Source organism: Streptomyces sp. NPDC102451, from assembly GCF_044765485.1.
Lineage (GTDB): Bacteria > Actinomycetota > Actinomycetes > Streptomycetales > Streptomycetaceae > Streptomyces.
Genome location: NZ_JBIWKD010000005.1, coordinates 126029 through 146246 on the forward strand (window position 1 = coordinate 126029; position 20218 = coordinate 146246).

Consider the following 20218-nt stretch of genomic DNA (forward strand, 5'->3'; position numbering starts at 1 on the left):
GGCCCATCAGGCCGTGGGGCCGAATGCGGGGACGGGCGCGGCTCTCCTGGCCCTCACCGTGCGGCAAGGTCACTCACAGGCCGCCGACCGCTCGACTGCCCCGGTGTAGTCGACGATCAGATTCTTCATGACCGTCTGGTCGTCGATGCCGGATTCGGAGACCTGGACCACCGCATAGAGGTCCTGCTCCGGGTGCTCCGACGAGGTGCAGGAAGAAGTCTTGCCGACGCCGGCTTTCGCGGTGTAGACAAAGCGCCCGTCGTCCGACAACGCCCCGTTGTCCGTGCCCGCGTAGCCCGCAGAGACCGCCGCTGTGGTCTGCCCCTCACTCCACCATGTTTGGGTGAGGCTCAGGGCCGCCTTGCCATCCACGGACACGTTGCAGCGTACCGCTCCGCCGCTCAGCCTCGAGGTGGCCGACGAGATGGAGTCACCGCCGGGCAGCACGGCCTTCACCAGCGCGGGGTCCACGGGGGTCCCGCACAGCGACGTAGGCACGGTGTACGCCTTCTTGGGCGCGTCGTTGCCGGAGCACGCCGACAGGGTTGAGGCGAGGGCGACGGTGGCCGACAGGGATACCACTGTGCTGATGAACCGGTGACGCCTGAGAGTTCCACGGGCAGACAACGCGAGAGGCCTTTCAGGGTTCGGGGAGACGTCGCGGCGGGCGCCGTCCCCGGACATTCGATCAGATGTCCGTCTTCAGGTGGAGGGACATGAAGCAGGTATGCGCACCTGCGGCCCGGAATCCGTCCTGGGCGCACGAAAACGGCCGCCCCCGCGCCATGGGGGCGGCCGTTCCCTTTCGGGTTCTCCCGCGTGGAGGCCGTGACCGGATTCGAACCGGTGTAACTCGAGTTGCAGTCGAGCCCCTGAACCTCTCGGGCACACGGCCGTGCGTTTCTTGATCTGCTGTCGACCGTACGGGTCCGGCGTGGCCGGGCCAAGGGAAGTGGGTGGGCCGCAACGTGACTGCCATGCCGCGTTCATGAAACAGCTCACGGGCCTACGTCGAAGGGACCAGCCGGATACCGCCCACCGACAGGGGTCACCTGGGCGAATGGCCCTTACTCTGGGGCGCATGACTGCCCTGGAACCCCGTGACGCCGAGGTCACCGCCGCCCTCGTCGAGACCTCCGCCGTCGAACCGGCCGAAGGCGTCCTCGGGCGGACCTACCGGGCGCTCAGCATCGGCATCGTCTCCGTCGTCCTGCTCATCGCCTTCGAGGCGACCGCCGTCGGCACGGCGATGCCGGTCGCGGCCCGTGAGCTGCACGGCATCCCGCTCTACGCGTTCGCGTTCTCCGCGTACTTCACCACCAGCCTCTTCGCCATGGTGCTCTCCGGGCAGTGGGCCGACCGGCGCGGGCCGCTCGCCCCGCTCGCCACCGGGATCGGCGCCTTCGGAGCCGGGCTGCTGCTCTCCGGGACCGCGGCGAACATGTGGACCTTCATCCTGGGGCGGGCCGTCCAGGGCATCGGCGGCGGGCTCGTGATCGTGGCGCTGTACGTGGTCATCGGGCGGGCCTACCCGGAGCGGATCCGGCCGAGCATCATGGCCGGGTTCTCCGCCGCCTGGATCGTGCCGTCCGTCGTCGGGCCGCTCGCCTCGGGGACCGTGACCGAGCACCTCGGGTGGCGCTGGGTCTTCGTCGGCATCCCGGTCCTCATCCTCCTGCCGCTCGGCCTCGCGCTGCCCGCGATACGGCGGATGGCGGGAGGGGCCGCGGACGCGGAGGCGGCGGCCGAGCCGTTCGACCGGCGCCGCATCCGGCTCGCGCTGGGGATATCGGCGGGCGCCGGGCTGCTCCAGTACGCGGGCCAGGAGCTGCGGTGGCTCTCCCTGGTCCCGGCGCTGGCCGGTGCCGCGCTGCTCGTCCCCGCCGTACGCGGCCTGCTGCCCGCCGGGACCGTGCGGGCCGCGCGGGGGCTGCCCGCCGTGATCCTGCTGCGGGGGATGTCGGCCGGCTCGTTCATCGTCGCGGAGTCCTTCGTCCCGCTGATGCTCGTGACCCAGCGCGGACTCTCCCCGACCCTGGCCGGCCTCTCCCTGGCCGCCGGCGGTCTGACCTGGGCCCTCGGCTCGTACGTCCTGGCCCGGCCCCGGCTGGAGCCGCACCGGGGTGCCCTCATGGTCGCCGGCATGGTGCTCGTGACGCTGTCGATCCTCGCCGCGCCCGCCGTGCTGATCGAGTCCGTGCCGGTGTGGACGCTGGCTGTGGTCTGGGGCTTCGGATGCTTCGGCATGGGCATGGTGATCGCGTCGACGAGCGTGCTGCTGCTGAAGCTGTCGGCCCCGCAGGAGGCGGGTGCCAACTCGGCGGCCCTCCAGATCTCGGACGGCCTGTCCAACGCGCTGCTGCTCGCCGCAGGCGGCGCGGCGTTCGCCGCGCTCAGCGGTGGCTCGGTGGGCGCGGCCGCCCACGGGGCGGTGGGCAGCGGCGCGGGGGCGGCGCACCCCGGCGCGTTCATGGTGGTGTTCCTGCCGATGGCGGCGGTGGCGCTGGCGGGGGTGTGGGTGGCGGGCCGCACCCAGCCCCGGTAGCGAGCGGGTGGTACCAGTCTGACCCCACGCGGTGGTACCGTTCTGGTATGGCTATGAACCTGCGCCTTCGCGACGACCAGACCGAGGCACTCAAGCAGCGGGCCGAGCAGGAGGGCACCAGCATGCACGCGATACTGCTCAAGGCTGTCGACGACTACCTCGCCCGGACGGCGCAGGAGGCCATCGTCCGTAAGACCGCCAAGGAGCAGGCCGCCAAGTGGGGCGAGCTCATGGAGCGGCTCAAGTGACCTGCGTCTATCTCTCCTCCGAGGACATCCTCGTCATCGCGGGATACGCCTGTGACGACATGCAGGTCGTCGTGCGGGACGTCGGGCTCCTGGAATCCGCGGCACACCGTCCTTCCGCCGCCATGTTCGGGGAAGAGGCGTATCCGGATGTGATCGACAAGGCCGCCGCGCTCCTCCAGTCCCTTGCGGTCAACCATCCACTTTTCGACGGCAACAAGCGCACGGCGTGGCTGTCCTGCGTCTCCTTCCTGGCGATGAACGGAGTGGACCTGCGCCCCGACATCGACGCAGCGGAACGCCTGGTCATCGCGGTGGCGACCGGCGAGACGGACGAGGTGAAGGCCATCGCCCAAGGGCTGCGGGAACTGGTCGTCGTCGAGGTGTGAGAGCTGTCGCATTATGCGCCGGGGCGGCGCCGTCCAGGGAGGGTTCCGCTCCCCCCGCCGGTAGGGTGGCCCGGTTGTCGTATCGGCAGCCGCCCACGTACCCGAGTGCCCCGAACCGGAGACCGTGACTACTACCGCCTCCCACCACCTCTCACCCGCCTTTCCCGGCCGCGCCCCCTGGGGGACGGCCGGAAAGCTGCGCGCCTGGCAGCAGGGTGCCATGGAGAAGTACATCCAGGAGCAGCCGCGCGACTTCCTCGCGGTCGCGACGCCCGGCGCCGGGAAGACCACCTTCGCGCTGACCCTCGCCTCATGGCTGCTGCACCACCACGTGGTGCAGCAGATCACCGTCGTGGCGCCCACCGAGCACCTGAAGAAGCAGTGGGCGGAGGCCGCCGCCCGCATAGGCATCAAGCTGGACCCGGAGTACAGCGCCGGGCCCGTGAGCAAGGAGTACCACGGGGTCGCGATCACGTACGCCGGTGTCGGGGTGCGGCCCATGCTGCACCGCAACCGGTGCGAGCAGCGCAAGACGCTCGTGATCCTCGACGAGATCCACCACGCCGGTGACTCGAAGTCCTGGGGCGAGGCCTGCCAGGAGGCGTTCGACCCGGCGACGCGGCGGCTCGCGCTGACCGGTACGCCGTTCCGCTCCGACACCAATCCGATCCCCTTCGTCGCGTACGAGGAGGGCAACGACGGCATCCGCCGCTCCTCGGCCGACTACACCTACGGCTACGGCAACGCGCTGGCCGACGGGGTCGTCCGCCCCGTGATCTTCCTCAGCTACAGCGGCAACATGCGCTGGCGCACCAAGGCCGGGGACGAGATCGCGGCGCGGCTCGGCGAGCCGATGACCAAGGACGCCATCGGGCAGGCCTGGCGCACCGCGCTCGCGCCCACCGGCGAGTGGATCCCGAACGTGCTGTCCGCCGCCGACAAGCGGCTGACCGAGGTCCGTAAGGGCATTCCGGACGCGGGCGGGCTGGTCATCGCGACGGACCAGGAGTCGGCGCGCGCGTACGCCAAGATCCTGAAGAAGGTGACGGGCGAGTCCCCGGCCGTGGTCCTCTCCGACGAGAAGGCGGCGTCGAAGAAGATCGACAAGTTCAGCCAGGACGAGTCGCGCTGGATGGTCGCGGTCCGGATGGTGTCGGAGGGCGTCGACGTCCCGCGCCTCGCGGTCGGTGTGTACGCCACGACCATCTCGACGCCGCTGTTCTTCGCCCAGGCGGTCGGCCGTTTCGTACGGTCGCGGCGCCGGGGCGAGACCGCTTCCGTCTTCGTGCCGACCATCCCGATGCTCCTCGACTTCGCGAACGAGATGGAGGTCGAGCGCGACCACGTGCTCGACAAGCCGAAGAAGGGCAGCGACGAGGAGAACCCCTTCGCCGAGGAGGACCAGCTCCTCGCGGACGCGGAGCGGCTGGAGGACGAGGAGACCGAGGAGCAGCTGCCCTTCGAGGCCCTGGAGTCCGACGCGGTCTTCGACCGGGTGCTGTACGACGGCGCCGAGTTCGGCATGCAGGCGCACCCGGGCAGCGAGGAGGAGCAGGACTACCTGGGCATTCCGGGCCTCCTCGAACCCGACCAGGTGCAGCTGCTGCTCCAGAAGCGGCAGACCCGGCAGATCGCGCACAGCAGGCAGAAGCCGGCGGAAGAGGCGGACCTGCTGGAGAAGGCGGCCGAGAACCGGCCGGTGGTCACGCACAAGAAGCTGCTGGAGCTGCGCAAGCAGCTCAACACGATGGTCTCGGCGTACACGCATCAGAGCGGCAAGCCGCACGGGGTGATCCACACCGAGTTGCGCAGGGTGTGTGGCGGCCCGCCGAGCGCGGAGGCGACGGCCGGGCAGATCCAGGACCGGATCAAGAAGGTCCAGGAGTGGGCCACCCGGATGCGCTGAGCCCGGCCCGACGACGGCCCCGGTGCGCGAGCGGTTGATCCGAGCGCGCACCGGGGCCGCGCTGTTTCCGGGCAGGGCGTCGGAGTGCGGGGGCGTGCTCCGCTCCTGAGGGGGCGTACGAGGGGTGCCGGGCGCCGTCGGCGGGAAAATTTTTGAGGCACTTATTCACAGTGAGTTAACAATCGTTCACGTGTCATGCACGGAGCGTTGTCGACACGTCACCCGACTTGAACGCGCGTAGATGTTCGCGTTCCGGACGGTCCGCCGCTGACCGGCGGTTATGCCGCGCCGTTCCGGAGGGAGACCGGATTCTGGACGAGGTCTTCCGCTGAGCGGACCCGCTCGCTAATGTCCCCGAAACATGAACGCCCCGTGGCAATGTGGCCGCGGAGCGCAGCCGGTGCCATGGCCAGTCGGCGGCCTCTCGGTGCGTCGCCGTGGGACCGGCGTCGGCACCCCGGAGACAACCGCCCCGCTCACCACGAGGGAGAGGGCGTCGTGACCGCGGAGACTTCTCAGACGCTCGACCGGGGACTGCGTGTCCTCAAACTGCTCGCCGATACCGATCACGGCCTGACCGTCACCGAGTTGTCGAACAAACTCGGTGTCAACCGCACCGTGGTTTACCGACTGCTCGCCACCCTCGAACAGCACGCGCTCGTCCGGCGTGACCTGGGCGGCCGGGCCCGCGTGGGTCTGGGCGTGCTGCGCCTGGGCCGTCAGGTGCACCCGCTTGTCAGGGAGGCGGCACTGCCCGCGCTGCGGTCGCTGGCCGAGGACATAGGGGCCACCGCCCACCTCACGCTCGTCGACGGGGCGGACGCGCTCGCGGTCGCCGTCGTCGAACCGACCTGGACCGACTACCACGTCGCCTACCGGGCCGGCTTCCGGCACGCCCTGGACAGGGGCGCCGCGGGCCGGGCCATCCTCACCGCCCGGCAGAAGACCGCCGACCACCCGGGCTACACCCTCACCCAGGGCGAGCTCGAAGCCGGTGCCTGCGGGGCCGCGGCTCCGCTCGTCGGGGTCTCGGGCGTGGAGGGCAGCGTGGGCGTGGTCATGCTCGCCGACGCCGTGCCGGAACGGGTCGGCCCGAGGGTCCTCGACGCGGCCCGCGAGGTCGCCGACGCGCTGCGCTAGGACGAGCACCCGCCGTAGGCCTCCGGCCCCGGCCGCCCCGGTGAGGACGCCGGGCCGGTCGGGGCCGGAGGCGTACGGCGGATAGATTGGGCGGGTGGCCATTCGTCTCTCCCGCCCCCGCACTCTCGCCCTCTGTGCGCTGCCCGTCCTCGCCCTGTTCGGTACGGCCGCCTTCGCGCCGCTGCCGTTCACCGTGGCACAGCCCGGCACCACCGCCGACGTCCTGGGGAAGGACAAGGGGACACCGGTCATCACGATCAAGGGCGCGCCGACCCACCCCACCGACGGCAAGCTGCTGATGACCACCATCCTCGCCACCGCGCCGACCGCGGACATCGGCATCGGGGAGGTGGTGGACAGCTGGTTCAGGACGGACCGTGCGGTCATGCCGCGTGACTCCGTCTATCCGACCGGCGACTCCGAGAAGGAGATCGAGCAGCACAACCTCAAGGACATGAAGGAGTCGCAGGACGTCGCCGTCGACGCGGCCCTGAACTACCTGGACATGAAGCCCGGTTCGGTGGACGTCACCCTGCATCTCGCCGACGTCGGCGGTCCGAGCGCGGGCCTGTTCTTCTCGCTCGGCATCATCGACAAACTCTCCGGCGACGGCACCGGCGACGGCGACGGTTCCGGGGGCGGCCTGACCGGCGGCCGCACCATCGCCGGCACGGGGACGATCGAGGCCGACGGTACGGTCGGCGCGGTCGGCGGGGTCTCACTGAAGACGCAGGCCGCCCGGCGCGACGGCGCGACCGTCTTCCTGGTGCCGAAGGCCGAGTGCAAGCAGGCGAAGGCCGAGCGACCCGAGGGCCTGCGGCTGGTCGCCGTCACGACTCTGAAGAGCGCGGTGTCCTCGCTGCGGGCCCTGGAGCAGGGCGGCTCGGTTCCGGGCTGCTGACCTGCGGCTCCGGTCTTTCCATGCTGCGCCACGCGGGGAAGACCAGCGGGCTCAGCGTCGCCAGGAAGTACACCCCGCCCATCGCCAGCAGCGCCCCCGTCGTGCCCATCCCCTCGACCAGCAGGCCCGCGGCCAGCCCGCCCACTGGCATGGCGAGCTCGCAGCCCGCCGTGAGGGCCCCGGACACCCTGCTGCGCAGCTCCTCGGGGACGCGTTCGTACGTCACCGTCGTCAGGATCGGGTTGAGCATGCCGCCCGCGATCCCGCCCAGCGCCATCGTGACCGCGAGCGGCAGTGTCGTCCCGGTCAGAGCGGCGACCACGAATCTCGGGGCGCCGCACAGCACCACGCACACCGAGAACACCGTCCGCCGCGAGAAGCGGTGCCCCACGGCCCCGTACAGCAGGGCTCCGGTCAGCCCGCCCGCACCGAAGAGCGCGGTGAGCAGCCCCAGGTCGGTCGCCCCGCCCAGTTCGCCCTCGGCGTGCACGGGCAGCAGGACGGCGTACCAGCCCTGGTCGGTGCCGTTCATGAACATCACCATGAGGACCACGGCGAGCAGCAGCCGGTTGCCCAGCAGATGGGCGTACCCCTCCCGCAGCTCGCCGCGGTAGGTGCGGAGTGACACCGGGGCCGCGGTCTTGTCCGGCTCCGCCGAGCGGACGCCTCGTACGCCCGCCGCGACCAGCAGGGCGGACAGCCCGAACGTGGCGGCGTCCAGCAGGAGCACGGTCTCGGCGCCCGTGGCGGCGATCAGTACGCCCGCCAGTGCGGCGCCCACCATGCGGGCGCCGCGCGACACCGCGTCGAAGAGGCTGGCGGCGCGGGCGAGCGTGGTGCCGGCGTGCTCGGCGAGGTCGGGCACCAGGACGTAGCGCGCGGTGTTGCCGGGGGTGTGGGCCAGCCCGTTCAGCGCCATCAGCGCGCACAGCATCCAGAAGTGGAGCGCGCCCGCGTGGTGCAGCAGCGGGACGGCGGCGACGGCGGCGCCGCAGACCGTGTCGGAGGCGATGGAGACCCGGCGCCGGCCGATCCGGTCGATGACGGGGCCGCCGATCACGGCGGCGACGACGATCGGCAGGGTCGCGCAGAAGGCCACGACTCCGGCCCGGCCGGCGCTCCCCGTGGTCTCCAGGACGAACCACGGTACGCCGATGAGCGTGAGCGAAGTGCCCGCCGTGGAGATCGAGTTGGCCGCCAGGACGGCGGTGAGCGGTATGCGGTCCCGCGTCGGTTTCCCCCCGTCCACCGTCAGGCCGTTCGTGCGGTGCGTACGGGGTGCGGCCGGCTCTGTGCCAGCCGGAGGCCGAGCTCGACCATCGTCCAGCCCATCCGGTGGCGCAGGCCCGGGCGTACGGGACGGAACTCGGCCGCCGCGTCATGGAGTTCGGCGGCGCGGTAGGTGTGCAGCAGGTGGTGGACGTCGCTGTGCATGACGGTGATCCCCTCAGTCGGTGGAGCGCGGGAACATGTGCAGGTGGGTGCGGACCACGGCCGAGCCCTCGGCGTCGTCGGGGACACGGCCCCGGTAGCTGTTCACCAGCTCGTGGACCTTCTGCGCGAGCTCCAGGGAGAGCTCCGGGGTGAGGCGCACCTTGAAGTCGCTGAGGTCGAAGGACCGACGCCATTCCTCGGGCCATTCGTGCATGGTCCCGAGCCAGGTGTTCAGCTCCTGGGTGTGCGTGCCGGCGACCTCGTGGAGGACGACTCCGAAGGCGCCACGCACCTCGGGGTCCGGGTGCTGCAGGAAGTTCTCGCCGTGCCCGAAGACCGTGCCCATGTGGACGGCCTTCCACCACCGCTCACGCCCCTTGCCGCGCTCCGGGTCGTCCTCGACGAAGCCGTACGAGGCGAGCTGACGCAGGTGGTAGCTGGTGGCCCCGCTGGACTCGCCGAGCCGGTCGGCGAGTCCGGAGGCGGTGGCCGGGCCGAACTCCCTGAGGGCGTTCAGCAGTCGGATCCGCAGCGGGTGGGCGAGACCGCGCAGGGTGCGGGTGTCGACGTGGTGGAGCGTCAGGTCGTCGGCATGCGGGGAGGGGGCGTTCTCCGGCTCGTTCGGTGGCATGCGACGACCATAGAGTTGCAAAGACTGCTTTGCAACACGTTTTTTGCAACGTCTTCTTTGGACGTCGTCAGGAAGCCCCCGTTCCGCTCAGCCCTCCTTGATGAATCCTTCCTTCACCAGCCAGTCCTTCGCCACCTCGTGCGGGTCCTGCCCGTCCACGTCCACCTTGGAGTTCAGCTCCTGCGCGAGCGGCGTCGTCAGCTTCTCGGTGATGGGGGCCAGCAGCTCGGCGATCTCGGGGTACTTGTCGAGGGTCGCCGTGTGGATGGCGGGGGCGGCGTTGTAGTTGGGGAAGAACTGCTTGTCGTCCTCCATGACGTCCAGGTTCATCGCCTTGATGCGGCCGTCGGTGGTGTACACCTCGCCCAGCAGGCAGCCCCCTGAATTCACCTGGGTGTAGATGATCCCCGCGTCCATCTTCTTGATGTTCGCGGCGGGCAGCTTCATCCCGTAGTGCTTCTGCATGCCCGGGAGCCCGTCGTCGCGCGAGGCGAACTCGTTCTCCACGCAGACCGTCACGGCCTTCGGGTCCTTCTTCGCGAGCGCGGCCACGTCCGAGAGGTTCTTCAGCTTGTACTTGGCGTTGTTCTTCTTGCTGATGGCCAGGGCGTACGTGTTGTCGAGGGTGGCCGGCGGCAGCCAGGTCACTCCGTTGCCCTTGTCCTCGTCGCGGACCACCTCGTACTGCTTCTGCGGGTCCACGATCGGCTTGGCATGGCCCAGATACGTGATCCACGCCGTACCCGTGTAGTCGTACAGCGCGTCGGCCTCCCCCTTGACGACCGCCTCGCGCGCGCTGATCGACCCCGGCAGGTTCGTCCGGTCCAGGACCTCGGCCCCGGCCGCCTTGAAGACCAGGCCCATGATCTGCCCGAGGATGATGTTCTCGCTGAAGTTCTTCGAGGTCACCGTCAGCGAGGCGCCCTTCAGGGGCTGTCCCTTGCCGAGCGATCCCGGTTCCACCTCGTCCACCAGCGGTGATCCGCTCTTCAGCCCGCACCCCGTGAGCAGGAGGGCGAGCGCGGCCGCCGATGCCAGGCCCGTACGTACCCTCACGCTTCCTCCAGTCCGTGCGGCGTCAGCCACAGTTCGACCAGCGATGCCAGCCAGTCCACCAGCAGGGCTAGCACCACCGTCAGTACGGAACCGAGCACCAGCACGGGCATGCGCTGGGTCTGGATCCCCGAGGTGATCAGGTCGCCGAGTCCGCCGCCGCCGCCGAAGGTGGCGAGGGTCGCCGTGCCCACGTTGAGCACCAGGGCGGTGCGTACGCCGGCGAGGATCAGCGGGACGGCCAGCGGCAGCTCGACCCTGGTGAGGGTGCCCATCGCCGACATGCCGATGCCCTTGGACGCCTCCACGAGGGTCGGCTCGATCGCGTTCAGGCCGGCCACGGTGTTGGAGAGCACGGGCAGGACGGCGTAGATCACCATGCCGGTGATGGCCGTCGACGGGCCGATGCCCAGCCAGATCACCAGCAGGGCCAGCAGACCGATCGCGGGAGTGGCCTGGCCGATGTTGGCGATCGCGGTGACGACCGGGGCCGCCTTGCTGATCCCGCGGCGGGTCAGCGCGATGCCCAGCGGAATCGCGATGATCAGCACCCAGAAGGTGGAGATCGCGGTCAGCCTGACGTGCTGCCACCAGCGGACCTGCACGTTGTCGCCGGCCAGCGAGTTCTCCGCGATCGAGTCGAGGTCGACGTTGGAGATCCACAGGTAGGTCACCACGAGGACGACCGCGCAGACGGCCGGTACCACCACGAGCTTCTTCCAGGTGATACGGCGCGCCGGCGCGGACGACGGAGTGGGCTCGGCCTCTTCGTCACGGAAGGCCTTGCCGCCCACGTCGTGTTCCCCGGGCGGCCGTTCCCCCTTGGGGGGAGCCTGATGACTGGGGGTCACAGTCCGCCGTCACCCCCTTCGAGCTCCTGCTCCGTCCGGTGGGAGCGCAGCTCCTCCAGATCGTGCTCGTGCTCCATCGCGGCGAGGCGGTCCGCCTCCAGGAGTTCCTGCACGGAGTTCATCAGGGTCTGCATGTCGACGACGCCGATGAACTCGCCGCGCCGGCCCGTCACCGCGACCCGCCCGCCGCTGTCGGTCAGCACGGCCTCCAGTGCGTCGTGCAGGGTGGCGTCCCGGGTCACCGTGTCGTGCACCAGCTGCCCGGCCCTGGCCAGCGAACCCTTGGCCCGCATCAGGTCGCCGCGCCGCAGCCACTTGTACGGACGGTTGCGGCGGTCCAGCATCAGCAGCTCGTTGTGCTGGCCGTCCCGCAGCTTGTTGAAGATCGACTGGAGCGGGTCCTCGACGGTCACCGTGGGGAAGTCGGCGATCCCCACGTCCCGTACGCGGGTGAGGTTCAGCCGCTTCAGGGCCGCGCCCGCGCCCACGAAGCCGGAGACGAAGTCGTCCGTCGGGTTGGTGAGGATGGCCTCGGGGGTGTCGAACTGCGCGATGTGCGACCGCTCCCGCAGCACCGCGATGCGGTCGCCCAGCTTGATCGCCTCGTCGAAGTCGTGGGTGACGAAGACGATCGTCTTGTGCAGCTCGTGCTGGAGGCGGATCAGCTCGTCCTGGAGATGGTCGCGGGTGATCGGGTCGACCGCCCCGAACGGCTCGTCCATCAGCAGCACCGGCGGGTCCGCGGCCAGCGCGCGCGCCACGCCCACCCGCTGCTGCTGGCCGCCGGAGAGCTGACGCGGATAGCGGCCGTGGAACTCCCGGGGGTCGAGACCGACGAGGTCGAGCATCTCCTCGACCCGGTCCTTCACCCCGGACTTCGACCAGCCCGTCATCTTCGGTACGAGCGCGATGTTCTCCGCGACCGTCATGTGCGGGAAGAGTCCCGAGGACTGGATGGCGTAACCGATCTTGCGGCGCAGCTTCACCGGGTCCATGTCGGTGACGTCCTCGTCGCCGATCCTGATCCGCCCGGACGTCGGCTCGATCAGCCGGTTGATCATCTTCAGCGTGGTGGACTTCCCGCAGCCCGAGGGGCCCACGAGGATCACGGTCTCCCCGGCCTTGATGTCCATGGACACGTCCTCCACGGCCGGGGAGGGGCTGCCGGGGTAGGACTTGGTGAGGTTCTCCAGCCGGATGGTGGCGCCCGAGGTGCTCGCCGGGCGGGCCGGGGTCGAGTCCGCGGGCGTGGTGACGGTCTCAGACACGGATCCCCCTGGAGATGGTGAGCCGCCCGAGCAGGACGTACGCGGCGTCGAAGAGCAGGGCGAGGATGACGATGCCGATCGTGCCGGCGAGGACCTGATTGATGGCGTTGGCGCTTCCGAGTGAGGCGAGGCCGCGGAAGATCTCGTTGCCGAGTCCGGGGCCCGAGGCGTAGGCGGCGATGGCGGCGATGCCCATCAGCATCTGGGTGGAGACCCGGATGCCGGTGAGGATCGGAGGCCATGCGAGGGGCAGTTCCACTTTGAGCAGTCGCCGGGTCCGGGACATGCCGATGCCCTTCGCCGCGTCGACGAGGGACGGGTCGACCCCGCGCAGCCCGACGATGCAGTTACGGACGATGGGCAGCAGCCCGTACAGGGTCAGGATGATCACGGTGGGCGGGACCCCCAGCCCGACCAGGGGGATCAGCAGACCGATCGCGGCGAGCGACGGAATGGTGAGGATCGCCGAGGTGGACGTGATCGCCAGCGAGCCGCCCCAGCCGCTCCGATAGCTGACGACACCGATCAGGACGCCGAGGAGAGTGGCGATGACCATGCACTGGAAGACGGCGCTGGCGTGCTGATACGTGTCAGTGAGCAGTTGCTGGTGGCGGGTGCTCACATACTCCCAGAAGTTCACATGTTGCTCCGTAGGCTCAGTCGGTGTCCCCTGCAGCCTGCTCAACCAGCGGGATAATACGCAGCGGCACCGGGTTTTCCATGACGATCGCCGTGGAAGCCCGGACAATGCCATCAAAACCGACCACGCGGTCGATCACCCGCTGGAGATCGGCGTTGGAACGGGCCACCAGCCGGCAGAGCATGTCCCCGTGCCCGGTGGTGGTGTGCAGCTCCAGCACCTCCGGCACGCCACGCAAATGGGCGCGTACGTCGGCGCCTTGCCCCTGCTTGATCTCCAGCGTCGCGAACGCCGTCACGGGGTAGCCGAGCGCCGCCGGATCCACGTCCGGGCCGAGGCCCCGGATGACGCCATTGGACTGAAGCCGGTCGAGGCGTGCCTGGACCGTCCCGCGCGCCACCCCGAGCCGCCGCGACGCCTCCAGCACACCGATGCGGGGCTCGCGGGCCAGCAGCACGATGAGCCGGCCGTCCAGTCGATCGATCGCCATGATCCGCCTCCCGGTGGTCAGCCTGTACAGACAGCCCGCCCATCCTGGCGTCCGGGTGTACGGATTGACCAGTGGATACGCGAACTGTTGCGCACCTTGCGGAGCGGCGGGAACCTTCGGACATGACTGAGACTGTGCACACCACCCCCGACACCGCCCGGCAGGCCGACCCCTTCCCGGTCAAGGGAATGGACGCGGTGGTCTTCGCGGTGGGCAACGCCAAGCAGGCGGCGCACTACTACTCGACCGCCTTCGGCATGAAGCTCGTCGCCTACTCCGGGCCGGAGAACGGCAGCCGCGAGACCGCGAGTTACGTCCTGACCAACGGCTCCGCCCGCTTCGTCCTCACCTCCGTGATCAAGGCGTCCACCGAGTGGGGCACCTTCCTGGCCGACCATGTGCACGCCCACGGCGACGGCGTGGTCGACCTCGCCATCGAGGTCCCGGACGCCCGCGCGGCCTACGCGTACGCAGTCGAGCACGGGGCGCGCGGCGTCACCGAGCCGTACGAGGTCAAGGACGAGCACGGCACAGTCGTTCTGGCCGCCATCGCCACGTACGGCAAGACGCGCCACACGCTGGTCGAGCGCGGCGGCTACGACGGGCCGTACCTCCCCGGCTACGCGGCCGTGGACCCGATCGTCGCGCCCCCGGCCAAGCGGACCTTCCAGGCCATCGACCACTGCGTCGGCAACGTCGAGCTCGGCCGGATGAACGAGTGGGTGGCCTTCTACAACAAGGTCATGGGCTTCACCAACATGAAGGAGTTCGTGGGCGACGACATCGCCACCGAGTACTCCGCCCTCATGTCGAAGGTCGTCGCCGACGGCACGCTCAAGGTCAAGTTCCCGATCAACGAGCCGGCGATCGCGAAGAAGAAGTCGCAGATCGACGAGTACCTGGAGTTCTACGGCGGCGCGGGCGTCCAGCACATCGCGCTCGCCACGAACGACATCGTCGCCTCCGTGCGCGCCATGCGCGCCGCCGGCGTGCAGTTCCTGGACACCCCGGACTCGTACTACGACACCCTGGGGGAGTGGGCGGGCGAGACCCGCGTGCCCGTGGAGACGCTGCGCGAGCTCAAGATCCTCGTCGACCGTGACGAGGACGGCTACCTGCTGCAGATCTTCACCAAGCCGGTCCAGGACCGTCCGACGGTCTTCTTCGAGATGATCGAGCGGCACGGCTCGATGGGCTTCGGCAAGGGCAACTTCAAGGCCCTGTTCGAGGCGATCGAGCGCGAGCAGGAGAAGCGCGGCAACCTGTAGGCACCACGGCGAAGGGGCCCTCCTCCCGGACGACGCCGGGAGAAGGGCCCCTTCCGCACGCGGTCACGGGGTCGCCGAGGCCGCCCCGGGCTTCGCCGGTGCCGACCCCGCCGGCGCGGGCCCGGACTCCGCCTTCGGCTCCCGGCGCGACTCGTCCAGGGGCTGCTGCGAGGGCTCCCGGGAGGCCGTGGGACCGGGCTCCCCCGACGGCTCGGGCTCGCCCGCGGACTCCGGCCCCGACGGCTCCACGGCCTCCGGCCCGCCCGCCGCAGGCTCGCCCAGCGCGTCCAGGGCCTCCCGAGCGAGCGGCGCGGCCAGCGGCGAGAAGTACGGGTTCGTGCGGAGGGCCTCCTCCAGATGGCCGCGGGCCGGCCCGTCCTGGCCGAGGGCGCTCTCGATCACCCCCAGGTGATAGGCGTACGAGGCGTCCCGCACGCCCGTCTCCACCGCCCGCTCCGCGTACTGCATGCCCTCCTCGCTGCGCCCCGCCCGGTGCAGCGACCAGGCCAGGGTGTCCGACACCTCCGCGTTGCGGCGGTGCGCCGCCCACGCGGTGCGCATCAGCTCCACCGCCGCCTCCGGGTCACCGTGGTCGGCCTCGAAGCGGGCCTCGGTCAGGGACTCGTCGACCCCGGCCGTCCTTGCCTGCGTGAGCAGTTCACGGAGCTTCGTGTACTGGGTGCGGGCGTCGCCGTCGAGGCCCAGCGACTCGTACAGCTCGCCCAGTTCGAGCACGTATGCGGGACGGGGGAGCTTCGTGATCACCGTCCGGTACACCGCCGGCGCCTCGTCCGTACGGTCCAGGGCCGCCAGGGCGCGCGCCCGGCCCGCCAGGGAGGGGAGGTGACCGCGGTCGGTGCGCAGGGCGGCGTCGTACTGCGCGAGGGCCTCCGCCGGCTCCCCGCGCTCGGCGGCCAGCTCCCCCAGACGGTGCAGGGCCGCCGCCTTCTGGGCCGGGGTGCCGGCGTGGTCCGCGGCCTCCTGGGCGGTGGCCAGGGCGTCCTCGCGCCAGCCCTGGTTGCGGTACATCTCGGACGTCCTGGCCAGGGCCGGGGCGCCCTTGCGCAGGGTGCCGAACTTCTCCGTCGCCTTGGCCGCCGCCGCGTACTCGCCGAGGCCGTTGTACGCGTCGATCAGCACCGGGTACGCCGTCCACTCCTTCGGCTGCCGCGCGCGGACCGTCTCGCCCCACTTCTTCCCGGCGAGGAAGTCGTTCCGGGCGTTGGCGAGCGCCCCGAGGCCCACCCAGGCCCGCACGTTCCCACGCTCACCGGGCTGCGCGGCCAGCGACCGCTGGAGGGCCTGCTCGGCCCGGGTGTAGTACGCCGCGTCCGCCGACCGCCGCCCCCACTCCACGTACGCCGTGCCGAGCACCGCCCAGGACGGGGCGTCCGCGGGGTGCGTCTCCACCCACTTCTGCCGGTCGCCGATGAGGGCGGTCAGATCGGACAGGGAGGCGGGGGAGCCGGCCGCCGCCGCGGCCTCGGCTCGTGCCACGGGCCCCGGCATGGGCGGTGCGGCCTCCCCGTCGTCGTCCGGTACGGCGATCACCGCGCCGGCCACGAGCACGGCGCCGGCCATCGCGCCGAACGCCGCCCTGCGCAGCGTGGTGCGCATCGGCGCCGGAGGCGGCGGGACGGACGTCGCACCCTGGGGCGGCAGGGTGGAGGGGAGCGGCTCCGGGTTCTGCTGCGGCTTGGCATCCATGGCCATCACTCTGCGTCAGTACGAAGATCGCATCGCGCTCCGTGATGGGTGACGCAGACGGGTTCACACCATTGGCCCCGGGTGCCACGCTTGGATCATGGACGCTCTTCTCGAACGACTGCGCGCGGGTCTCCCGGCCGAGGCACTGATCACGGACCCGGACGTCACCGCCTCGTACGCCCACGACATGGCGAGCTTCTGCGACGCCGGCTCCCCCGCCGTCGTGGTGCTCCCGCGCACGGTCGAGGAGGTCCAGCACGTCATGAGGACCGCCACCGCCCTGCGGATCCCCGTCGTCCCCCAGGGCGCCAGGACCGGACTGTCGGGCGCCGCCAACGCCTCCGACGGCTGCATCGTGCTCTCCCTGGTGAAGATGGACCGGATCCTGGAGATCAGCCCGGTCGACCGGATCGCGGTCGTCGAGCCGGGCGTCGTCAACGCCACGCTGTCCCGCGCCGTCAACGAGCACGGGCTGTACTACCCGCCGGACCCCTCCAGCTGGGAGATGTGCACGATCGGCGGCAACATCGGCACCGCGTCCGGCGGCCTGTGCTGCGTGAAGTACGGCGTCACCGCCGAGTACGTCCTGGGCCTCGAGGTCGTCCTGGCCGACGGGCGGCTGCTGAACACCGGACGGCGCACCGCGAAGGGCGTCGCGGGCTACGACCTCACCCGGCTCTTCGTCGGTTCGGAGGGCAGCCTCGGTATCGTCGTCAAGGCCGTGCTCGCGCTGCGGCCCCAGCCCCCGCAGCAGCTGGTGCTCGCCGCCGAGTTCGCGTCGGCGGCGGCCGCCTGCGACGCGGTGTGCCGGATCATGGAGCGGGGGCACACCCCGTCACTCCTCGAACTGATGGACCGTACGACGGTGCACGCCGTCAACGCGATGGCTTCCATGGGCCTCCCCGAAACCACCGAGGCGCTGCTGCTCTGCGCCTTCGACACACCCGACCCGGCGGCCGACCTCGCCGCCGTCGGGGAGCTGTGCACGGCGGCCGGCGCCACCGAGGTCGTGCCCGCCGACGACGCCGCCGAGTCCGAACTCCTGCTGCAGGCCCGCCGGCTGTCCCTCCCCGCCCTGGAGACCGTCAAGTCCGCCACGATGATCGACGACGTGTGCGTGCCGCGCTCGAAGCTCGGCGCGATGATCGAGGGGACGGCGGCCATCGCCGAGAAGTTCGGGCTGACCATCGGCGTCTGCGCCCACGCGGGCGACGGCAACACCCACCCCGTCGTCTGCTTCGACCACACCGACGCCGACGAGTCCCGCAGGGCCCGCGAGTCCTTCGACGAGATCATGGCGCTGGGCCTCGAACTGGGCGGCACCATCACCGGCGAACACGGGGTCGGCGTACTGAAGAAGGAGTGGCTCGCCCGCGAACTGGGCGAGGTCGGCGTCGAGGTGCAGCGCGGCATCAAGGCCGCCTTCGACCCGCTGGGGCTCCTCAACCCCGGCAAGCTGTTCTGACGCCCGCGCGCCACCGCTCAGGCCTCCCCGTCCTGCGTCTCGTCCGGGGACGGGGACCAGGGGTCGCCCAGCCACAGGTCGTCGGCCGGCAGCGGGGTGAGCAGCTCGGCGAGGGCCCCGTCCAGCCCGAGCAGCGTGCTCTCGGTCCCCGGCGGCACCACCCGCAGGGTGCGCTCCACCCAGGCGGCCACCGCCGCCGACGGCACCTCAAGGAGGGCATTGCCGTCGGGCGAGGTCAGCGCGACGCAGATGACGCCCCGGTCCTCCACCTTGGTCGGCCAGATCCGTACGTCCCCGTGCCCGCACGGCCGGAACACGCCCTCCACCAGCAGCTCACGGGCGAACGTCCAGTGCACGGGCGACTCGGAGCCGATGTGGAAGGTGATGTGCACGGCGTACGGGTCGTCGGTGAAGTAGGAGAGCCGGGCGGGTACGGGGACGGACCGCTCGGGCGACAGGACCAGCTTCACTTCCAACTCGCGTTCCACGGCGTTCTGCATGAGGGTGCACGACCTTCCGATGCTCGTAGTGGCCGGTCCCTTGACCGGTCCGCAGAAGGAGAGAGCGCCCTCCCGGATGTCTATGACGCGACTTCCCAGAAAAACTTCCCCGGACCCTGAAAGTGGTCCAAACGGCAGGACAGGCCCGGGCGTGCTCGGCGGTCTGATAGATGTGGACCCTTGTATTGAGGCCTCGAAGAGATACGGGACCACGGTGATGAGCGCCCCAACCCCGGCACCCGGTGACGAAAGCCCCCGCGAGGGGTACTACCCCGACCCGTCCATCCCCGGATACGTCCGGTACTGGAACGGCGCTTCGTGGGTCCCCGGCACCAGCCGGCCCGCGCCCCAGCAGGGCGAGACCACCCCCGCGCCGCCGCCCGCCCCGGCGCCCGACGCGGCACCGCAGCCACCGGCTCCGGTGGACGAGACCGGGCCGATGTACCTCGACGAGGTCGACGCGCGGGACGCGGACGCCGGGACCGGCGGTGAGGCGGACGTGGCACCGAGCCGGCCCCGGCCGGCGACCGCCTGGCAGGCCGACACCTCCCGGCAGACCGGCTTCGGTGGTGAACGCGACCACCGCGTCTCGTGGGGCGGCAAGGATCCGCGTACGCCCGAGGCGCCCGCACCCGGCCCCGCGGCACCGCCCGCCGTCCCCGCCCCGGCGGAGGGCGACCGCGCCGACCGCGCGCCCGACCCCCGGCAGCCCGGCACCCCGGACCCGACGCGCGGTGCCCTGCCCGGCATGCGGGACGGCAACGACGAGGTGACCGACGGCACCGTCTCCATCCGCATGGACCGGCCCGGCGGCAGCGACGCGGGCCGCCGCCCGCCCACCGACGGTACGGTCACGATCCGCGCCGTCGGCCCCGGCGGCCGCCCCCCGCGCCCGCGCGAGGAGGGCCCCGCCCCCGCCGACGGAACGATGGCGATCCGCGCCGTGCCTCCGGGCGGCACTCCGCAGCCCCCCGCCCCCGCACCGCAGCCCACCCCGCCGCAGGCGCAGGCGCAGGCGCCGGGGCTGAACACCCCCCTGACACCGGGCCCCGGCGGCGGGTCCGCGTCCTGGGCCCAGCAGGTCCACCAGCTCGCCCAGCCCGAGCGGACGGCCCGCCCGCAGCAGCCGCGGCCCCAGCAGCAGAGCCCGGTGCCCGCCCAGCAGCAGGGCGCCAGGCCCGAGCACCAGCAGCCGGTGGTGCCCTGGAAGCCCCCGGTCGATGACCCCTTCCAGCAGCTCGTCCGGTCCCAGGCCGCGGCCAGGCCGGCGGGTCTCGGCAAGCGGCTGGCCGCCCGGATCATCGACTCGGTCGTCCTCGGCGCGCTCGTCGGCGCCGTCGGCTTCCCGCTGGTCACCCAGGCGCTGGACCACATCGACCGGAAGATCGAGGCGGCGAAGCTGTCCGGTGAGACGGTCACCGTCTGGCTCCTGGACTCCACCACGGCCGGTCTGTTCGGCGGGGTGCTCGTCGCCTTCCTGGTCCTCGGTTCCGTCCTGGAGGCGCTGCCCACCGCCAAGTGGGGCCGCACGCTGGGCAAGAAGCTCTGCGGCATCGAGGTGTGTGACATCGAGTCCCACGACTCGCCGACCGTGGGCGCGGCGCTGCGCCGCTGGCTGGTGTACGGGGTGCTGGGCCTGCTCGCCGTCGGTGTGCTCAACGTGCTCTGGTGTCTGGTCGACCGTCCATGGCGCCAGTGCTGGCACGACAAGGCGGCCCGCACCTTCGTCGCGGGCCGGGAGCCGTCGGGCTGACCTCGCGAACGGCCCGTACGCCCGTGTGCTGA

20 protein-coding genes and 1 tRNA gene are annotated in these 20218 nt (G+C 71.1%); 9 read left to right on the forward strand and 12 right to left on the reverse strand.

The window, feature by feature from the left end:
• Positions 1-69: 69 nt before the first annotated feature.
• Together ACIRD8_RS13430 and ACIRD8_RS13435 are read right to left on the reverse strand one after the other, a co-directional pair.
• Positions 70-627 carry a hypothetical protein gene (locus ACIRD8_RS13430; protein WP_403990712.1) on the reverse strand — a complete coding sequence of 186 codons (558 nt, stop codon included), beginning with the start codon at positions 625-627 and terminating at the stop codon, positions 70-72.
• Between the two features lie 193 nt (positions 628-820).
• Positions 821-895: transfer RNA gene (locus tag ACIRD8_RS13435), tRNA-Cys, on the reverse strand.
• A 186-nt stretch (positions 896-1081) separates the two neighbouring features.
• Between ACIRD8_RS13435 and ACIRD8_RS13440 the strand changes: the two genes are divergently transcribed.
• The 6 genes from ACIRD8_RS13440 to ACIRD8_RS13465 all read left to right on the forward strand — a co-directional run bounded on the left by ACIRD8_RS13440 (position 1082) and on the right by ACIRD8_RS13465 (position 7126).
• Entirely contained in the window at positions 1082-2545 is a 1464-nt protein-coding gene (locus ACIRD8_RS13440; protein WP_403989847.1) for an MFS transporter, read from the forward strand.
• Positions 2546-2592: 47 nt separating this feature from the next.
• Positions 2593-2793 (forward strand): CopG family transcriptional regulator, encoded by a 201-nt coding sequence (locus ACIRD8_RS13445; protein ID WP_403989849.1) that lies wholly within the window; start codon positions 2593-2595, stop codon positions 2791-2793.
• A complete protein-coding gene (locus tag ACIRD8_RS13450; RefSeq protein ID WP_403989851.1) occupies positions 2790-3179 on the forward strand; it encodes a type II toxin-antitoxin system death-on-curing family toxin in 390 nt (129 codons plus the stop codon). Before ACIRD8_RS13445 ends, ACIRD8_RS13450 begins: the two co-directional genes overlap by 4 nt.
• Before the next feature lie 124 nt (positions 3180-3303).
• Positions 3304-5085 carry a DEAD/DEAH box helicase gene (locus ACIRD8_RS13455; protein WP_403989853.1) on the forward strand — a complete coding sequence of 594 codons (1782 nt, stop codon included), beginning with the start codon at positions 3304-3306 and terminating at the stop codon, positions 5083-5085.
• Between the two features lie 498 nt (positions 5086-5583).
• The gene (locus ACIRD8_RS13460) at positions 5584-6225 is read left to right on the forward strand and encodes an IclR family transcriptional regulator (RefSeq protein WP_403989855.1); all 642 of its coding nucleotides are present in this window, start codon (positions 5584-5586) and stop codon (positions 6223-6225) included.
• Positions 6226-6319: 94 nt separating this feature from the next.
• Entirely contained in the window at positions 6320-7126 is an 807-nt protein-coding gene (locus tag ACIRD8_RS13465) for a hypothetical protein (protein ID WP_403989857.1), read from the forward strand.
• Here the strand turns inward: ACIRD8_RS13465 and ACIRD8_RS13470 are convergent.
• The 8 genes from ACIRD8_RS13470 to ACIRD8_RS13505 form a co-directional block, all read right to left on the reverse strand.
• Positions 7056-8375 (reverse strand): MFS transporter, encoded by a 1320-nt coding sequence (locus tag ACIRD8_RS13470; protein ID WP_403989859.1) that lies wholly within the window; start codon positions 8373-8375, stop codon positions 7056-7058. The two genes, ACIRD8_RS13465 and ACIRD8_RS13470, sit on opposite strands and share 71 nt — an antisense overlap.
• A gap of 2 nt (positions 8376-8377) precedes the next feature.
• Positions 8378-8560, reverse strand: coding sequence for a hypothetical protein (locus tag ACIRD8_RS13475; RefSeq protein ID WP_403989861.1), 183 nt, complete (start codon positions 8558-8560; stop codon positions 8378-8380).
• Between the two features lie 13 nt (positions 8561-8573).
• Entirely contained in the window at positions 8574-9191 is a 618-nt protein-coding gene (locus ACIRD8_RS13480) for an ArsR/SmtB family transcription factor (protein ID WP_403989863.1), read from the reverse strand.
• 87 nt (positions 9192-9278) lie between these two features.
• The gene (locus ACIRD8_RS13485) at positions 9279-10247 is read right to left on the reverse strand and encodes a glycine betaine ABC transporter substrate-binding protein (RefSeq protein WP_403989865.1); all 969 of its coding nucleotides are present in this window, start codon (positions 10245-10247) and stop codon (positions 9279-9281) included.
• Positions 10244-11095: an ABC transporter permease gene (locus tag ACIRD8_RS13490; RefSeq protein WP_403989867.1), complete on the reverse strand. Its 852-nt coding sequence runs from the start codon at positions 11093-11095 to the stop codon at positions 10244-10246. Before ACIRD8_RS13490 ends, ACIRD8_RS13485 begins: the two co-directional genes overlap by 4 nt.
• Positions 11092-12363 (reverse strand): ABC transporter ATP-binding protein, encoded by a 1272-nt coding sequence (locus tag ACIRD8_RS13495; protein ID WP_403989869.1) that lies wholly within the window; start codon positions 12361-12363, stop codon positions 11092-11094. The genes ACIRD8_RS13490 and ACIRD8_RS13495 overlap by 4 nt, the downstream gene beginning before the upstream one ends.
• Positions 12356-13003, reverse strand: coding sequence for an ABC transporter permease (locus ACIRD8_RS13500; RefSeq protein WP_403989871.1), 648 nt, complete (start codon positions 13001-13003; stop codon positions 12356-12358). Before ACIRD8_RS13500 ends, ACIRD8_RS13495 begins: the two co-directional genes overlap by 8 nt.
• Before the next feature lie 16 nt (positions 13004-13019).
• Entirely contained in the window at positions 13020-13493 is a 474-nt protein-coding gene (locus ACIRD8_RS13505) for an Lrp/AsnC family transcriptional regulator (RefSeq protein WP_403989873.1), read from the reverse strand.
• A 122-nt stretch (positions 13494-13615) separates the two neighbouring features.
• Between ACIRD8_RS13505 and hppD the strand changes: the two genes are divergently transcribed.
• A complete protein-coding gene (gene hppD / locus ACIRD8_RS13510; protein ID WP_403989875.1) occupies positions 13616-14761 on the forward strand; it encodes a 4-hydroxyphenylpyruvate dioxygenase in 1146 nt (381 codons plus the stop codon).
• Positions 14762-14824: 63 nt separating this feature from the next.
• Here the strand turns inward: hppD and ACIRD8_RS13515 are convergent, their stop codons facing one another.
• Positions 14825-16468: a hypothetical protein gene (locus ACIRD8_RS13515; RefSeq protein WP_403989877.1), complete on the reverse strand. Its 1644-nt coding sequence runs from the start codon at positions 16466-16468 to the stop codon at positions 14825-14827.
• A gap of 97 nt (positions 16469-16565) precedes the next feature.
• On the opposite strand from ACIRD8_RS13515, the gene ACIRD8_RS13520 reads away from it, so the two are divergent.
• Positions 16566-17933 (forward strand): FAD-binding oxidoreductase, encoded by a 1368-nt coding sequence (locus ACIRD8_RS13520; RefSeq protein ID WP_403989879.1) that lies wholly within the window; start codon positions 16566-16568, stop codon positions 17931-17933.
• Between the two features lie 17 nt (positions 17934-17950).
• On the opposite strand, the gene ACIRD8_RS13525 is transcribed toward ACIRD8_RS13520, so the two are convergent.
• Positions 17951-18433, reverse strand: coding sequence for an SsgA family sporulation/cell division regulator (locus ACIRD8_RS13525; RefSeq protein ID WP_403989881.1), 483 nt, complete (start codon positions 18431-18433; stop codon positions 17951-17953).
• A 217-nt stretch (positions 18434-18650) separates the two neighbouring features.
• On the opposite strand from ACIRD8_RS13525, the gene ACIRD8_RS13530 reads away from it, so the two are divergent.
• Positions 18651-20186 (forward strand): RDD family protein, encoded by a 1536-nt coding sequence (locus ACIRD8_RS13530; protein WP_403989882.1) that lies wholly within the window; start codon positions 18651-18653, stop codon positions 20184-20186.
• Positions 20187-20218 lie beyond the last annotated feature (32 nt).

Coding starts and splice junctions, on each gene's coding strand:
- ACIRD8_RS13520 (WP_403989879.1), top strand. CDS start 16,566: ATGGACGCTCTTCTCGAACGACTGCGCGCGGGTCTCCCGGCCGAGGCA.
- ACIRD8_RS13515 (WP_403989877.1), bottom strand. CDS start 16,468: ATGGATGCCAAGCCGCAGCAGAACCCGGAGCCGCTCCCCTCCACCCTG.
- ACIRD8_RS13505 (WP_403989873.1), bottom strand. CDS start 13,493: ATGGCGATCGATCGACTGGACGGCCGGCTCATCGTGCTGCTGGCCCGC.
- ACIRD8_RS13440 (WP_403989847.1), top strand. CDS start 1,082: ATGACTGCCCTGGAACCCCGTGACGCCGAGGTCACCGCCGCCCTCGTC.
- ACIRD8_RS13525 (WP_403989881.1), bottom strand. CDS start 18,433: ATGCAGAACGCCGTGGAACGCGAGTTGGAAGTGAAGCTGGTCCTGTCG.
- hppD (WP_403989875.1), top strand. CDS start 13,616: ATGACTGAGACTGTGCACACCACCCCCGACACCGCCCGGCAGGCCGAC.
- ACIRD8_RS13480 (WP_403989863.1), bottom strand. CDS start 9,191: ATGCCACCGAACGAGCCGGAGAACGCCCCCTCCCCGCATGCCGACGAC.
- ACIRD8_RS13475 (WP_403989861.1), bottom strand. CDS start 8,560: ATGCACAGCGACGTCCACCACCTGCTGCACACCTACCGCGCCGCCGAA.
- ACIRD8_RS13445 (WP_403989849.1), top strand. CDS start 2,593: ATGGCTATGAACCTGCGCCTTCGCGACGACCAGACCGAGGCACTCAAG.
- ACIRD8_RS13530 (WP_403989882.1), top strand. CDS start 18,651: ATGAGCGCCCCAACCCCGGCACCCGGTGACGAAAGCCCCCGCGAGGGG.